Genomic DNA, 15,126 nt, shown 5'->3' with positions numbered 1-15,126 from the left:
CCTGATACCCTTAGAGGCCGGTGGTCACGTCGATGCGATAGCCGTCGGCGAGCGTAACGATCGCTTTCTTCATGTCCTGCTGCCGACCCCGGATGCCGCGGAACGCCTTCGCCTTGCCTTTGCGCACGAGGGTGTTCACCCCGGTCACCTTGACGTCGAACAGCTTCTCGATCGCAGCCTTGATCTGCGGCTTCGTGGCGTTGCGCGCGACCTTGAACACGAACTGGTTGTTTTCGGACGCGATTGTCGCCTTCTCCGTGATCACGGGCGCGACGATCGTGTCGTAGTGACGAGCGTCCCTATTCATTTGAATCGCGCCTCCAGCGCTTCGAGCGCGCCCTTGGTCAGCACGAGCTTCTCGCGGCGCATGATATCGTAGACGTTGATCCCTTGGACCGGCAGGACGTCGATCTGGGGCAGGTTGCGCGCGGCCGCCGCGAATTTCTCGTGGACCTCCGCGCCGTCAATGATCAGCGCGTTGGCGATCGCAGACTTGGCGAAAGAGTCGCGCAGCACCTTGGTCTTGCCCTCGGCGAGCTCGGCCTTCTCCCAGACCACGAGGCCGCCGGCGCGCATCTTGGCCGACAGCGCGTGACGCAGCGCGAGCGCCCGCACCTTCTTCGGCAGATCGTGCGCGTGGCTGTGCAGAACCGGACCCATGGCCCGGCCGCCGCCTCGGAACTGCGGTACTCGGGCGGAACCGTGACGGGCGCCGCCGGTCCCCTTCTGCTTGTACATCTTCTTGCCGGTGCGGTTGATGTCGGCGCGGCCGAGCGTTTTGTGGTCGCCCGCCTGGCGCTTGGCGAGCTGCCAGCGCACCATGCGCGCGATGAGATCGGCCCTCGGCTCGAGGCCGAAGATTGCGTCGTCGAGCTCGACCGAGCCCGCCGCAGCGCCGTCCATCGACGTGATGTCGAACTTCATGGCCGTCACTCTCCCTTCGGCGCTTCGGCCGCAGCGGCTGCCTCGGCCGCCTCGTGAATACGGAACTTGCCGGGAACCGGCGCATCCTTGTGCAGCGGCTTCTTCACCGCGTCGCGCACCGCAATCCAGCCGCCCGCGTTGCCTGGAACCGAACCCTGAACCAGGATCAGGCCGCGCTCGACGTCGGTTTGCACCACCCGCAGATTTTGGGTCGTCACCTTGTCGACGCCCATGTGCCCGGCCATCTTCTTGTTCTTCCAGGTCTTGCCGGGATCCTGTCGGCCGCCGGTCGACCCGTGCGAGCGATGCGAAACTGACACGCCGTGAGTGGCGCGCAGGCCGCCGAAGTTCCAGCGCTTCATCGGGCCGGCGAAACCCTTGCCGACCGTCACACCCGTGACATCGACATATTGTCCAACAGCGAAATGATCGGCGGTGATCTCGGCCCCGACTGGAATGAGCTTGTCCTCTGCGACCCGGAACTCCGCTAGGCGCATCTTCGGCTCGACGTGCGCGACGGCGAAGCGCCCGCGTTCGGCCTTGGAGACGTTCTTGACCTTGGCCTTGCCGATACCGAGTTGCAGGGCGGTGTAGCCGTTCTTTTCCTGCGTGCGGTGCGCGACGACCTGACAGCCCTCGACCTGGAGGACCGTGACCGGCACGTGCTCGCCGCCGTCGGTGAAGATCCGGGACATGCCCAGCTTCTTTGCGATGATGCCTGAACGCATTGGCGTTTATCCTTCGAGGGCGCTTGCGGATCGTACCGCAGAGGCGCCCGGCAAATCCTCAGAGCTTGATTTCGACGTCGACGCCGGCGGCCAGATCGAGCTTCATCAGCGCGTCGACCGTCTGCGGGGTCGGATCGACGATGTCGAGAACCCGCTTGTGCGTTCGAATCTCGAACTGCTCGCGCGACTTCTTGTCGACGTGCGGCGAACGGTTCACCGTGAATTTCTCGATCCGCGTCGGCAGAGGAATCGGCCCGCGAACCCTGGCGCCGGTGCGCTTGGCCGTGGACACGATCTCCTTCGTCGAAGCGTCGAGCACACGGTGATCGAACGCCTTGAGACGGATTCGGATGTTTGTCGTGTTCATTCTTTCAATCCTTGCCGGCGCGGGCGGGGCGCTGAGCCGCCCCGCCCCGACTCGCTGGTCGTGAGCCTTACTCGGTGATCGACACGACCACGCCCGACCCGACCGTCCGGCCGCCTTCACGAATGGCGAAGCGCAGCTTCTCCTCCATCGCGATCGGCACGATGAGCGCGACGTCGATCGTCACGTTGTCGCCGGGCATCACCATTTCGGTGCCCTGCGGCAGCTGGACGATGCCGGTCACGTCGGTCGTGCGGAAGTAGAACTGCGGCCGATAGTTGGTGAAGAACGGCGTATGACGGCCGCCCTCCTCCTTGGTGAGGATGTAGGCCTCGGCCTTGAACTTGGTGTGCGGCTTGACCGAACCGGGCTTGCACAGCACCTGGCCGCGTTCGACTTCCTCGCGCTTGGTGCCGCGCAGCAGGCAGCCGACGTTGTCGCCGGCCTCGCCCTGATCGAGCAGCTTGCGGAACATTTCGACGCCGGTCACCGTGGTCTTGACGGTCGGGCGCAGCCCGACGATCTCGACTTCCTCGCCGACCTTGATGATGCCGCGCTCGATGCGGCCAGTCACGACAGTTCCGCGGCCCGAAATCGAGAACACGTCCTCGACCGGCATCAGGAAGGGCTTGTCCTTCGGACGGTCCGGCTGCGGGATGTATTCGTCGACCGCGTCCATAAGCTTGAGGATCGAGTCGTGGCCGATCTCCGGCGACTTGTTCTCGAGCGCCATCAGCGCCGAACCCTTGACGATCGGAATGTCGTCGCCCGGGAACTCGTAGCGCGACAGCAGCTCGCGCACCTCGAGTTCAACCAACTCGAGCAGTTCCGGGTCGTCGACCATATCGACCTTGTTCATGTAAACGACGAGCGCCGGAACGCCGACCTGACGGGCGAGCAGGATGTGCTCGCGGGTCTGCGGCATCGGACCGTCTGCGGCCGATACGACGAGGATCGCGCCGTCCATCTGCGCCGCGCCCGTGATCATGTTCTTCACGTAGTCGGCGTGGCCGGGGCAGTCGACGTGCGCGTAGTGGCGCTTCTTCGTCTCGTACTCGACGTGGGCGGTCGAGATCGTGATGCCGCGGGCCTTTTCTTCGGGCGCCTTGTCGATCTGGTCGTAAGCCGTGAACGTCGCGCCGCCGGTCTCTGCGAGCACCTTGGTGATCGCCGCCGTCAACGACGTCTTGCCGTGGTCGACGTGGCCGATGGTGCCGATGTTGCAGTGCGGCTTGTTACGCGCAAATTTTTCCTTGGCCATTACCGAACTCCTTTTCGAGGCCTTACCTTCAACGCGGGGCGCCGCGCCTTACTTGAACTTCTCGATGATCTCGGCGGCGATGTTTGCCGGGACCTGCTCGTAGTGATCGAACTGCATCGTGAAGTTGGCGCGGCCCTGCGTGCCCGAACGCAACTGGTTGACGTAGCCGAACATGTTCGACAGCGGCACCATCGCGTTGATCACCACGGCGTTGGCGCGCATGTCCTGACCCTGCACCTGTCCGCGACGGGAGAGCAGATCGCCCATCACGAAGCCGGTGTGCTCTTCCGGAGTCACGACTTCCACCTTCATGATCGGCTCGAGCAGAGCCGATCCGCCCTTCTGCAGTCCCTCGCGGAACGCCGCACGGGAAGCGATTTCGAAGGCGAGCGCCGACGAGTCGACGTCGTGGTAGGCACCGTCGATCAGCGTCGCCTTGACGTCGACGACCGGGAAGCCGGCGAGCACCCCGGCGCCCATGACGCTGTTGATGCCCTTTTCAACGCCGGGGATGTATTCCTTCGGCACGGCGCCGCCGACGATCTTGGATTCGAAGGACGAGCCCGCGCCGGGCTCGGCCGGCTCGAACACCAGCACCACCTTGGCGAACTGGCCCGTACCGCCCGTCTGCTTCTTGTGGGTGTAATTGATCTCCGTCTTCTTGGTCAGCCGCTCGCGGTAGGCGACCTGAGGCGCGCCGATGTTGGCGTCGACCTTGTAGGTGCGCTTCAGGATGTCGACCTTGATGTCGAGATGAAGCTCGCCCATGCCCTTGAGAATGGTCTGGCCGGATTCTTGATCGGTCGAGACGCGGAAGGATGGGTCCTCCGCGGCGAGCTTCGCCAGGGCGATGCCGAGCTTCTCCTGATCGGCCTTCGACTTCGGCTCGATCGCAATCTCGATGACCGGCTCCGGAAACTCCATCTTCTCGAGAATGACAGGCTTCTGCAGGTCGCAGAGCGTGTCGCCGGTGCGCGTGTCCTTGAGACCCGCGAGCGCCACGATGTCGCCGGCATAGGCTTCCTTAATGTCCTCGCGGTTGTTCGCATGCATGAGCAGCATGCGGCCGACACGCTCCTTCTTGTCCTTGGTCGAGTTCAGGACGGTGGTGCCCGACTCGATCTTGCCCGAATAGACTCGGCAGAAGGTGATCGTGCCGACGAACGGGTCGTCCATGATCTTGAAGCCAAGCATGGAGAAGGGCTCGGAGTCCTTCGGCAGGCGAAGGACCTCCTCGCCCGTGTCGACGTCAATGCCCTTGATGCCGCCGCGATCGACGGGCGAGGGCAGATAGTCCACGACCGCGTCGAGTAGCGGCTGAACGCCCTTGTTCTTGAAGGCCGACCCGCACAGCACCGGAACGAAGGTGATCTGCTTGACCGCCTTGCGGATGCATCGCTTCAGTGTCTCGATGTCGGGCTCCTGGCCGTCGAGATAGGCACCCATGACGTCGTCGTCGAGTTCGACCGCCGCCTCGATCAACGCATGGCGGTACTCTTCCGCCTTGGCCCGGAGGTCGGCGGGAATCTCCTCGTCGTGATATTTCGCGCCGAGACCCTCGTCCTCCCAGACGACGGCCTTCATGCGCAGAAGGTCGATGACGCCCTTGAAGTTGGACTCCGAGCCGATAGGCAGCTGGATGCAGACCGGACGGCCTCCGACCTTGGTGTTAATCTCCTCGACGCAGCGAAAGAAGTCCGCGCCGATCTTGTCCATCTTGTTGACGAACACTACACGCGGAACGTTGTATTTGTCTGCCTGCCGCCAGACGGTCTCGGTCTGCGGCTCGACGCCCTGGTTGCCGTCGAGCACGCACACCGCGCCGTCGAGCACGCGCAGCGATCGCTCGACCTCGATGGTGAAATCGACGTGGCCGGGGGTATCGATGATGTTGAGACGCTTGCCGTTCCAGATCGTGGTGGTCGCGGCGGAGGTGATGGTGATGCCGCGCTCTTGCTCCTGCTCCATCCAGTCCATTGTCGCTGCGCCGTCGTGGACTTCGCCGATCTTGTGGGACTTGCCGGAATAATAGAGGATACGCTCCGTCGTCGTCGTCTTCCCGGCGTCGATGTGAGCCATGATGCCGAAATTTCGGTAGTCTTCGATAGCGTGGCTGCGCGCCATGATCGTGTTCCCGACTGAGAGAGGACGCCGCTTACCAGCGGTAGTGGGCAAAGGCGCGGTTGGCTTCCGCCATGCGGTGCGTGTCCTCGCGCTTCTTCACCGCGGCTCCGCGGTTGTTGGACGCGTCGAGAAGCTCCGCCGACAGACGGTCGATCATCGTCTTGTCGTTGCGGTCGCGGGCGGCGGTGATGATCCAGCGGATCGCGAGCGCCTGACGGCGGTCGGTGCGCACTTCGACGGGGACCTGATACGTCGCGCCGCCGACGCGGCGCGAACGCACTTCGACGGCCGGCGCGACGTTTTCGAGCGCCTGCTTGAACACAGCCAGCGGATCGCTCTTCGCCTTCGCCTCAACGTTGTCGAGCGCACCGTACACGATGTGCTCGGCGACCGACTTCTTGCCCTCGTACATGATCGTGTTCATGAACTTGGCGACGACGACGTCGCCGTACTTGGCGTCGGGGATGATCTCGCGCTTTTCGGCGCTGTGCCGGCGGGACATGGCCTAACTCTCTCTTCATCGAGGCCGGTCGGACCGGCCGTGGATTCTTACCGCTGGGGCCGGAGCGCCGCTTGGCTCCGTTCCGGGGCGACCCTCTGTTCATAGCCGGACCCCGCGACCTTCGCTGCGGTCTGTCCGGGGAAGACCTTCGCTGCGCTCAGATCACTTCGGACGCTTGGCGCCGTACTTCGAGCGACGCTGCTTGCGGTCCTTGACGCCCTGCGTGTCGAGAACGCCGCGCAAGATGTGGTAGCGCACGCCCGGCAAGTCCTTGACGCGACCGCCGCGGATCATGACCACCGAGTGCTCCTGCAGGTTGTGGCCCTCGCCCGGGATGTAGCCGATGACCTCGAAGCCGTTGGTGAGCCGGACCTTGGCGACCTTGCGCAGCGCCGAGTTCGGTTTTTTCGGCGTCGTGGTGTAGACGCGCGTGCACACGCCGCGCTTCTGGGGGCTCGCCTCGAGATGGCGGGCCTTCTCGCGGTAGGTCTTCGGTTGCCGCGGCTTGCGGATCAACTGGCTTATGGTCGGCATGGCGAGCCCTTAACTTCCCGTTCCTTACGCCCGGCCTCGCGACCAGACTGAAATGCCTCATCCATCGCAGCGCGCCGCTCGGGACAACGCACGAAACCAACAGCGCCACTGAACCCCATGTTCGGGTTCGGGCGCCGCCAAAGCAGAGGATCACGGCTCTCGCCGCGATCATGCCAAACAGTACCAGCCCCACAGGGGCCGGAAGTGGCTCGTCGATGGGATCGTCAGTGTTTAGAGCCGTTGGGTACAGGACGCGTCGTCCCGTACAGCGAAGCCCTACGACCTGCCGAAAACGGGCGGACCATATTCGCCGCTCCCCGCCTCGTCAACCCTTTTTTGAGGCGAAAGCCCGACCAAGCGCGGGCTCCCACGCAGCCGGCCGTCCCTACGGGCCGGAAAGCGGGTCCGCGAAACGTAAGGGCAGGCTGCGCGATCGCCGCCGCTGCGTCGCGCGGACCAGGTTCCGGGCTGTGAACCCGGCCAAGTCTGGCTTGAGGGTTCGAAGCCGGACGCCGGCTGAAAAGAGCCGCGGGGTCTCGATTCGAAGAAGCGGCCGGCGGGCCCTGTCGATAGCGAATTAAGTTGTCCAGTTTTGGTAGCACATCAAATGTCCGCTTCTTCTGGTTCTGTTCTCCTGTGGGCATGTGGGCGGGGCGAAGCGTCGTCCACATGTCCACAGGTCGCGCCGCCGAGCGGATTCAGGCGGCGCGAAGGAACGGCTTGAGCTGTCCTTTCTCGTCGTAGCGGCCGATGCATCGCGGCCCGTGAAAGACGGCGTGCGAGCCGTCGAGGTAGACGTGGACGCGGACCTTGGCCTTGACGAAATGCGGCGCATCGGGGTTTGCGGGATCTGGAGCTTCAGCGTCCGGTAGGAGACGCAATTGTCGTTGCCGACTTGCCGCTCCTCCTGCACGCACAGGATCTCGTCGAGGTCGACGCCCGGGATCGGGGTGAAGGTCGAGCCTTCGCCGGCGGGCTCGACCGCGAAGAGCCGGTTGTGCGCCGGCAGATCGGTCTCGCGGATGAAGGCGTTGGCCGCCGCAACGGTCGTGACGCCGGCGAGCCTGATGTCGTTGACCAGGCGATCCTGAAGCGTGTGGAACGCCCGTTCTGAGCGACCACGCGCCTGCGGCGAGTATGCGCCGATGTGTTCGACGCCGAGTTGCTGGAAGGCCCGGCCGACTTGCGCCAGATGGCCCCGGTCGATCTCGCCTGCCTTCGCGGTGAAGAAGTAATGCGCGCCGCGGTCGGTGTAGAGGCTCATCGGCAGGCCGTGCTGCGAGAACACCTCCTTCAGCGCCCGAAAGGTCGATGTCGTGCCCTCCTCCTCGACGAGAAACGCCGAGTAGATCGCGCCCGTGGCATCGTCCAAGGTCACGATCAGGTCGAGGGCCGGCTGACCCTCGAGCCATGCGTGGCGCGAGCCGTCCTGGTGCAGCATCATCCTCGGCAGCGCCCGGCGCTCTCGTTTGCGCCGATGCGCGCCCTTGCGCGGCGCCTTCGCCACCACGCCTTTCCACTGCAGATGCAGTTTCAGCCAAGTATAGCCCCAGCCGAAGCCGTGGTCCTTCACCAGATGCTCCTGGAAGTGCTTCCCCGTGAAACCCTGGTAGCGCTCGCGATAGAGCCGTTCCACCTCCTCCGCCCGATCCAACGGGACCCGCTTGCCCGAAGCCTTGCCAAGCCGCTGGTCGACCAACCCGGCCTCGCCCTCCTCTTCGTACCGGCGCGTCCAACGCCGAAATGTCCGGACGTCGACCCCAAGCAGCTCTGCCGCCTCCTCCTGATTGAGTTCCGCAGATTCTCAGCGGTGCAGAAGATTCAAAAACATCGCCGTGCGCACCCCCTGAAGGGCTTCCGTCCAGCGCATTCCCGACCCCCAAAAGGGGCCAAAGCTACCGGACAGATCGTGCGCTACCTAAACCGGACATCGTGTGCTACCGACAAAGCCGCCGGCGGGCCCTTGCGTGCCGCCGCAAAAGAAGCTAGACGGCGCCATCCGTTTTCGACGGGGGCGTTCTCCGCCCCGCGGGACGGTGTGCGCGCCCGTAGCTCAGCTGGATAGAGCACCAGACTACGAATCTGGGGGTCAGGAGTTCGAATCTCTTCGGGCGCGCCAACAATGTTGGCCAAGTGCGAACTTCGTCATCGGGCCTACCGCATCGGAGGACTCCGAGCGCCGACGTTTATTTTTTGGATCGATCGCAGCGCGGCTTGGCGGGCATGGAGCGTGCGCGCGGGCCGTGCTTTCGGCGTCAGTCTTGTCGAACCGCTCCTCGCACAAAGTGACCAGCGCCGCGCTTTCCCCGTCGGCTCGATGAGCGCCTGGCGAAGCGCTCATATCATTCCTCCTCGTGCTCCAGGAGAGCCTCGGGGCGCTTGCGAACGTCCGCGCCGATGGGAACCGCTTTTCGGGCCCGAAGATCGGCTTGCACGGAAACAGTTTCCATTTCGGCCGCCGTCACGTCTTCGTCGAGGGTCTTCATTGCCTAACGGGCCGTGAGGGATTTCTCGCCGGTGCGGACGATCCACCCCTGGATAAGAAAAAGGTCGCCTGCTCGCAGGTCGGCCTTGCAGGTGAAGGTCGCCTTGAAGTCGGCGAACCCGATCCCCTCTTTAAGATGACGCGGCCTGAACCCGATCGCCGCCGGCAAATGATAGCTCGCGTCATATCGCCGCGTAATGGCGCCTGGTAAAGTGCCCATGACATCGCAATGCCACAGGTGAACGACACCGCGATAGAATTCAACCTTGGGCGCTTCGGAAATCCTTCGCCGTCCGTCTGACCACGACAGGCTTTGAGAACCTGGTCTGACTGTTCCGTAGCAACGACGGACTGGCCGACGACGTCGCACTTACTGATGTCATGGCGTTTCCTTGCTCTGGCCGATCCTCAAAGGGCCGCCCAGCCAATGATCAAGGGCATGAAGAAACGGTCGCAGCCCGTGCGAGGGGCTGCAGCCGTGAGACCCCGCTCCCTGTTCGCTTTACTCAGCCTTCCTGAAGAGCTCGGCCTTCGTCATGGGCGTCTCCGACGTCCACTTTTCGACCGACTTGTGCTTGCCGCCGTCAACCGACATGATCGTATAGCGGAACTTGGTTTGAATGTGCAGGTCGGGCGTGAAGCTGAAGGGGCCGAGCAACGTCGGCAAGTCCTTGAAGGTTTCCGCCGCAGCAGTGACAGCCTTGGGGTCGGTCGATTTGGCCTTTTCGACAGCCGCTGCGTAGAGCTGGATCAGTTCGTAGCCGGCCAGCGTGTGCGACTCTGCCGGGCTCGAGTTGTACTTGGCCTCGTATTTTTTCAGGAACTCGTTGATCGCCGGATCCGGATCGTCGCCATAGACCGAGCCGAGGACAGGATAATAGAAGTTGCTGAGGTTCGGAACGGCGCCCAGCCAGAAGTTTCCGTCCATGGCGGTGGCGGCGAGAATCGGGACGTCGAGGCCGGCCGCCCGGATCTGCTTGGTCGCCGTGGCGCCGCCTGGCGCATAGGAGCACAGGACGATTGCATCGGGCGCGGGCGTGCTTCCCTTCATCCGGGTAATCTGCGAGGCGATCGAAGGATCCGCGTTCTTGAACGTGTCGCGGGCCTTCGGCTCCGCGCCCGACAGGGCCTTCCAGGCCACGTCGAAACCGAAGCACACCGACTTGTTGTACTCGACCGACGTGTCGAGAAGGACGTAGGGATTGCGGATCCCCTTGTTCTTGTAGGCCCATTCGGCGAGCGACGCGCCTTGCAGCTGCGCGGCGCCGGAGGCGGTGAACGTCAGCGGCCCGACGCCCTGCACCCCCATCTTGGCGTCTTCCGCGCACAGCGACCAGGCGACCTTGCCCGCCCGCGCAGCTTCGAGCGCGGCCGGGGCGCCCATATCGTAGTCGCAGGTCACGACCACGAGGTCGGCGCCCTTCTGGATCACGTCGAGGCCGGCCTTGGCTCCCTGCGCCCGGTCGCTCTTCGTGTCGGAGTACACCGTGACGATGGGCCTTCCGAGAAGACCGCCCTTGGCGTTGATCTCCTCGATCGCGATCTCGGCCGCCTTGACCCCGTTGTCGTAAGGGGCGACCCAGCCGGTTTGCGCGGTCGCAAATCCGATGACGATGGGTTTCTCGTCCGCGTGGGCCGGAAGGATCGTCGGCGCGCCGAACGCGAGCGCGGCGAGACAGCTCGCCGCCGTTGTTCGTTTCATGTCTGGACCTCATCGATCGCTGGTGCGCGCCCGGAACTCGGCCGCGGCCTCCAAGGCTGTCATGATTCCGTTAGACACGATACGCTGTCAAGTATATCGTATCTGTGATCACAGTTCGGAGGCGATTCCAGTCTTGACGTCGGAAACAGGGCAGACCGCGCCGCGCCCGCCGGACGAGGCGGGGTGCGATGGGGAGAACGGACCGCGGTTCGCGCCGATCACCCACTTCACCCTCTACGAGCGAGTCTATGAGGAGCTGCGCAAGGCGATCATGGCCGGCCGCTTCGCGTCCGGCGATTCGTTGACGATTCGCGGCGTCGCGCAACAGTTCGGCACCTCCGCGATGCCGGTGCGCGAGGCGCTTCGCCGCCTCGCCACCGAAGGCGCGGTCGAGGTCCTTGCGAACCGAACGATCCGCATTCCTCTGATGACGAAGGAGCGGCTCGACGAGTTGCACACGATCCGGGTCGCGCTGGAGAGCGAGGCGGCGCGGCTCGCGGCCTCCAGGGCGACGGAAGCGGAGTTGCAAGCGATCGAGAGCTTGAACAACGACTTCATCGAGACGAGTCGGGCGTCCGACGTCGGCAAGACGCTCGCCGCCAATCAGCGATTTCACTTCGCCGTCTACGCCGCTGCGCGCGCCCCGACCCTTCTGTCGCTGATCGGCATGCTTTGGCTGCAGGCGGGCCCGTGGCTTCTCCAACCGCTGCGCAGGAGCCGCAGGCAGGACGGCCCGCGCGACTACATGGGCGCGAGTTTCGCCCACCACCTGACCCTCGTCCAGGCGTTGCGCGACCGCAACGGCGAGCGCGCGGCGGAGGCCATCCGCTCGGATATCGTTGATGCGGCGAAGCACTTTCTCGTCGACGGCGAGGCGCCGTTCGACGAGCGGAGCGGATCCGCGGCATGATGGGGCGGCGCACGGAAGCGAGCGTCGCGCTCCGACACTCTGATACCGACGACCGGCCGCCGGGCGTCGCCAACCCGCTTCCGTCGCCGATGAGCGCGACCCTGACGCACGCCTCAGACTGCTCCGCGACCGATCTCGCCGCGGCCGGCATAAGCGTGCGCTTTCAAGGCCTCGCCGCGATCAGTGAGGTCGACCTCACCGTGAGGCGCGGCGAGGTGCTTGGTCTGATCGGGCCGAACGGCGCAGGAAAGACAACGCTCGTCAATTGCCTCACCGGCCATCAGAGGCCGAGCGAGGGGCGGATCTTGCTGGGCCAGATGGACATCACCGGCTGGTCGCCGCAGAAGTTCCGACGCGCCGGAGTCGCCCGCACCTTCCAATCGGGGCGTCTGTTCAAAGACATGACCGTGCTGGAGAACGTCGAGACGACTGCGGTCGGCCTCGGCCGCTCGCGCCGGGCCGCCGCGAGGGAAGCCATGGACGCGCTCGATTGGCTCGGTGTCGCCGACAGCGCCGAGCGGCTGGCGGGCGTTCTTCCCTACACCGACGAACGACGCGTGGCGATCGCGCGGGCGCTCGTCGTTCCGCCCGAATACCTCCTGCTCGATGAGCCGGCCGCGGGAATGTCGGATTCCGAGTGCGATGAGCTGCTTGGCTTCGTCAATGAAATTCCCGGGCGCTACGGGTGCGGCGTCCTTCTGATCGAACACAATATGCGTGTCGTGATGAACTCCTGCTCCCGCATCGTGGTCCTGGATGGCGGACGGCGGATCGCGGAAGGAACGCCGGAGGCGGTCCAGAAGGAGCCGGGAGTCATATCCGCCTATCTCGGCGAGGGCTGATGTTGAAGGTCGAGGGCCTCGAAGTCCGGTACGGACGCCTGACCGCTCTGCGCGGCGTCTCGCTGCACGTGGAGCGCGGCGAGACGGTGTGCCTGATCGGACCGAACGGCGCTGGCAAATCGACCCTCTTCGCCTGCATCGCCGGCGGCGTCTCGGCGACGCACGGATCGGTGACGCTGGACGGCAAGCGAATTGCTGGAAGGCGACCCGAGCAGATCGCCCGGTCAGGATTGTCGCTCGTGCCCGAAGGACGGAATATTTTCAAGACGTTGACCGTGGAGGAGAACCTCCGGCTGGGCGCGTTCATGGCGAAGGACCGCGAATCGATCCAAGCCCGGCTGGATGAGGTAATGGCGCACTTCCCGCGTCTCGCCGAGCGCTTCCGCTCCTCGGCCGGCAGCCTGTCCGGCGGTGAGCAGCAGATGCTTGCGATCGGGCGCGCGCTGATGACCGGCCCCCGGATCATGCTGGTCGACGAGCCGTCGCTCGGCCTCGCCCCCAAGATCGTGGATCAGGTCTACGAGATCCTGATGTCCCTGCGCGATGAGAAGGCGCTCACCCTGCTGATCAACGAACAGAGCTCGAAGCGGGCGCTTCGGCATGCGAACCGGATTTATGTCCTGCGGAGCGGCGAGATGCGGCTCGAGGGGCGCGCCGAGGATTTGCAGGACGGCGAGGCGGTCATGCGCGCCTATTTCGGCTTCGACGAGCGGCGTGAAGTCGGAGAGGCGGCGCAGTGATCACCTTCCTGCAGAACGTCCTCGACGCGCTCAGCCTCGGCAGCCTTTATGCTCTGACGGCGCTCGGCATCGGCCTGATTTTCGGCGTCCTGAAGCTGATCAATTTCGCTCATGGCGATTTCATAACCTTCGGCGCCTACGCGCTGATCATTCCGTCCAGCGCCGACGTCGCGCAGGTGCTGGTCGGAGGGTGGAGTTGGGAACTGCTCATCCCGACAGTCTGCATCGCCGTGATCGCGATCGCGCTGGCGTCGGATTATCTCGTCTTCCGACCTCTGCGCGGCGCCAGTCCGCCGACCCTGATGGCGGCGTCCTTCGCGTTGAGCTACGTCATTCAGAACGCCATCATGGTGATCTACGGGGCGCGTCCGAAATCGGTCAACCTGTGGCCTGTCCTCGGCGACCAGACCCATGTCGGTCCGCTGACGATTCCCAACCTGAACCTCGTGACGATCGCCGTCACCCTCGCCCTGATGGTCGGCATGACCATTGTCCTGCGGCGGACCAGCGTCGGCATCCAGATGCGGGCCGCGGCGGAGGATTTCCGGATGGCGCGCTACCTCGGCGTGCGCGCGGATCTCGTGATCGGGCTCGCCTTCGTGATCAGCGGCGCCCTCGCGGCCGTGGCGGCGCTGCTGCTCGTCGCGCAGACCGGATCGCTGACCCAGACGATGGGCCAGCCGATCGCCCTGTTCGCTTTCATCGCCACCGTGGTCGGGGGCATGGGCAGCCTCGCCGGCGCGGTCGTCGGCGGCTTCGTCATCGGCGCCATCGTCATCATGTTCCAAGCCTACCTGCCCCCCGACCTGAGGGCGTTCCGCGACGCCTTCGCCTTCGCCTTCGTCATCCTCGTCCTGGTTGCGAAACCGTCCGGGTTGCTCCGTGCGAAAGGGCTGGTCGAACGTGTCTGACGCCCGATCCGCCGCAGTCGCCTTCCTTCGCGCCGCATGGACCCCCGCGGCGCTCGTAGCGGCGCTGCTCGCCGTCGTCGTGGTCGCTTCGGCGCTCGGGGCCGAAGGCGGGCAGGTTGCGATCACGGAAATGCTGATCCGGGTCGTCGTGGTCATCGGAATCTATGTGTTCGCGGGGAATTCCGGCATTCTGTCGTTCGGCCACATCGGCTTCATGTGCATCGGCGCCTACGCGGCCGGGTGGGCCGCCTGCGATCCAGAATGGAAGGGCCTGATGCTGACCGGCCTTCCCGCCTTTCTCGCCGAGCATCGCTATCCGATGCCGGTCGCGGTGCTTGGCTCAGCGGCCCTCGGCGGCGTCGCCGCGACGCTCTTCGGCATGGCGATCACGCGGCTCTCCGGCATCGCGGCCTCGATCGCCACCTTCGCCTTCCTCGTGATCGTCAACAGCGTCTATGCCAACTGGGACACCGTGACGGCGGGGACGAGTTCGATGGTGGGCATTCCCGCTGTCGTCGGACCCTGGACGTCGCTCCTGTTCGCGGCGATCGCGATCGTCGTCGCCTACCTCTTTCAAATCTCGGGTTACGGCTTGATGCTGCGCGCCTCACGCGACGACGCCGTTGCGGCGGCCTCGTCCGGGGTCGACATCCGTCGGCTGCGTCTGATCGCCTTCGGGGTGAGCGGCGCCATTGTCGGAGCGGCCGGCGGCGTCTACGCCCATTTCCTCGGCATCCTCACCACCGACACGTTCTACCTCGATCTGACCTTCATTACGATCGCCATGCTGATCATCGGCGGCATCGGCAGCTTGACGGGCGCTGTGGTCGGCGTGCTGTTCATCACCCTCGTCATCGAGGTCTTGCGGGCGCTCGAAGCGGGCGTAACGATCGGCGGCGCGGCGATCGCCCTGCCCCATGGCGCGCAGGAAGTCGGACTTGGCGTGCTGATGGCGCTCGTGCTGATCTTCCGTCCGCAGGGGATCATGGGCGGCCAGGAAGTGCCCTCTCCCTTTCCGCCCGCTGGATCTGGTCGCCTGCGCGCCGGCCGCATCCCGGAGTCCGAAAACGGCAAGTTCGTCGAACCGGTTCGCTAGTTC

General features: G+C 64.8%; 15 protein-coding genes, 1 tRNA gene and 1 pseudogene. 6 read left to right on the top strand and 11 right to left on the bottom strand.

What is annotated here, in order from left to right:
• Positions 1-10: 10 nt before the first annotated feature.
• The 9 genes and pseudogenes from DFR50_RS10505 to DFR50_RS10465 all read right to left on the bottom strand — a co-directional run.
• Positions 11-307: a 50S ribosomal protein L23 gene (locus DFR50_RS10505; protein WP_113889161.1), complete on the bottom strand. Its 297-nt coding sequence runs from the start codon at positions 305-307 to the stop codon at positions 11-13.
• Positions 304-924, bottom strand: a complete 621-nt coding sequence (gene rplD / locus DFR50_RS10500) for a 50S ribosomal protein L4 (protein WP_113889160.1) — start codon at positions 922-924, stop codon at positions 304-306. The genes DFR50_RS10505 and rplD overlap by 4 nt, the downstream gene beginning before the upstream one ends.
• A 5-nt stretch (positions 925-929) precedes the next feature.
• Entirely contained in the window at positions 930-1,652 is a 723-nt protein-coding gene (gene rplC / locus DFR50_RS10495) for a 50S ribosomal protein L3 (RefSeq protein WP_113889159.1), read from the bottom strand.
• A 58-nt stretch (positions 1,653-1,710) separates the two neighbouring features.
• On the bottom strand, positions 1,711-2,019 hold the full coding sequence (rpsJ, locus tag DFR50_RS10490) for a 30S ribosomal protein S10 (protein WP_113889158.1): 309 nt from the start codon (positions 2,017-2,019) through the stop codon (positions 1,711-1,713).
• Positions 2,020-2,086: 67 nt separating this feature from the next.
• Positions 2,087-3,277, bottom strand: a complete 1,191-nt coding sequence (tuf, locus tag DFR50_RS10485) for an elongation factor Tu (protein ID WP_113889157.1) — start codon at positions 3,275-3,277, stop codon at positions 2,087-2,089.
• 48 nt (positions 3,278-3,325) lie between these two features.
• Positions 3,326-5,401 carry an elongation factor G gene (gene fusA, locus DFR50_RS10480; protein WP_113889156.1) on the bottom strand — a complete coding sequence of 692 codons (2,076 nt, stop codon included), beginning with the start codon at positions 5,399-5,401 and terminating at the stop codon, positions 3,326-3,328.
• Positions 5,402-5,432: 31 nt separating this feature from the next.
• Complete coding sequence (rpsG, locus tag DFR50_RS10475; RefSeq protein ID WP_113889155.1) at positions 5,433-5,903, bottom strand: 30S ribosomal protein S7; 471 nt, start codon at positions 5,901-5,903, stop codon at positions 5,433-5,435.
• Between the two features lie 162 nt (positions 5,904-6,065).
• Positions 6,066-6,437, bottom strand: a complete 372-nt coding sequence (rpsL, locus tag DFR50_RS10470) for a 30S ribosomal protein S12 (protein ID WP_113889154.1) — start codon at positions 6,435-6,437, stop codon at positions 6,066-6,068.
• A 577-nt stretch (positions 6,438-7,014) separates the two neighbouring features.
• Positions 7,015-8,220: pseudogene (locus tag DFR50_RS10465) on the bottom strand (ISNCY family transposase); the annotation flags it as partial.
• A gap of 259 nt (positions 8,221-8,479) precedes the next feature.
• On the opposite strand from DFR50_RS10465, the gene DFR50_RS10460 reads away from it, so the two are divergent.
• A tRNA-Arg gene (locus DFR50_RS10460) sits at positions 8,480-8,556 on the top strand.
• 223 nt (positions 8,557-8,779) lie between these two features.
• Here the strand turns inward: DFR50_RS10460 and DFR50_RS32030 are convergent.
• Together DFR50_RS32030 and DFR50_RS10455 are read right to left on the bottom strand one after the other, a co-directional pair.
• Positions 8,780-8,923, bottom strand: coding sequence for a hypothetical protein (locus tag DFR50_RS32030; RefSeq protein ID WP_170153153.1), 144 nt, complete (start codon positions 8,921-8,923; stop codon positions 8,780-8,782).
• 501 nt (positions 8,924-9,424) lie between these two features.
• The gene (locus DFR50_RS10455) at positions 9,425-10,624 is read right to left on the bottom strand and encodes an ABC transporter substrate-binding protein (RefSeq protein ID WP_113889152.1); all 1,200 of its coding nucleotides are present in this window, start codon (positions 10,622-10,624) and stop codon (positions 9,425-9,427) included.
• A 133-nt stretch (positions 10,625-10,757) separates the two neighbouring features.
• Here DFR50_RS10455 and DFR50_RS31335 point away from each other — a divergent pair, with 133 nt between their 5' ends.
• The 5 genes from DFR50_RS31335 (at position 10,758) to DFR50_RS10430 (ending at position 15,123) form a co-directional block, all read left to right on the top strand.
• Positions 10,758-11,534, top strand: coding sequence for a GntR family transcriptional regulator (locus DFR50_RS31335; RefSeq protein ID WP_170153151.1), 777 nt, complete (start codon positions 10,758-10,760; stop codon positions 11,532-11,534).
• An 89-nt stretch (positions 11,535-11,623) separates the two neighbouring features.
• Complete coding sequence (locus tag DFR50_RS10445; protein ID WP_113889287.1) at positions 11,624-12,376, top strand: ABC transporter ATP-binding protein; 753 nt, start codon at positions 11,624-11,626, stop codon at positions 12,374-12,376.
• Entirely contained in the window at positions 12,376-13,116 is a 741-nt protein-coding gene (locus DFR50_RS10440; RefSeq protein ID WP_113889151.1) for an ABC transporter ATP-binding protein, read from the top strand. Before DFR50_RS10445 ends, DFR50_RS10440 begins: the two co-directional genes overlap by 1 nt.
• Complete coding sequence (locus tag DFR50_RS10435; RefSeq protein WP_113889150.1) at positions 13,113-14,027, top strand: branched-chain amino acid ABC transporter permease; 915 nt, start codon at positions 13,113-13,115, stop codon at positions 14,025-14,027. Before DFR50_RS10440 ends, DFR50_RS10435 begins: the two co-directional genes overlap by 4 nt.
• A complete protein-coding gene (locus DFR50_RS10430; protein WP_245427600.1) occupies positions 14,020-15,123 on the top strand; it encodes a branched-chain amino acid ABC transporter permease in 1,104 nt (367 codons plus the stop codon). The genes DFR50_RS10435 and DFR50_RS10430 overlap by 8 nt, the downstream gene beginning before the upstream one ends.
• The last annotated feature ends 3 nt before the right edge of the window (positions 15,124-15,126 follow it).

This window comes from Roseiarcus fermentans (assembly GCF_003315135.1).
Lineage (GTDB): Bacteria > Pseudomonadota > Alphaproteobacteria > Rhizobiales > Beijerinckiaceae > Roseiarcus > Roseiarcus fermentans.
The sequence above is the reverse complement of the archived record's forward strand: the minus strand, read 5'-3'. Positions and strand labels throughout refer to the sequence as shown.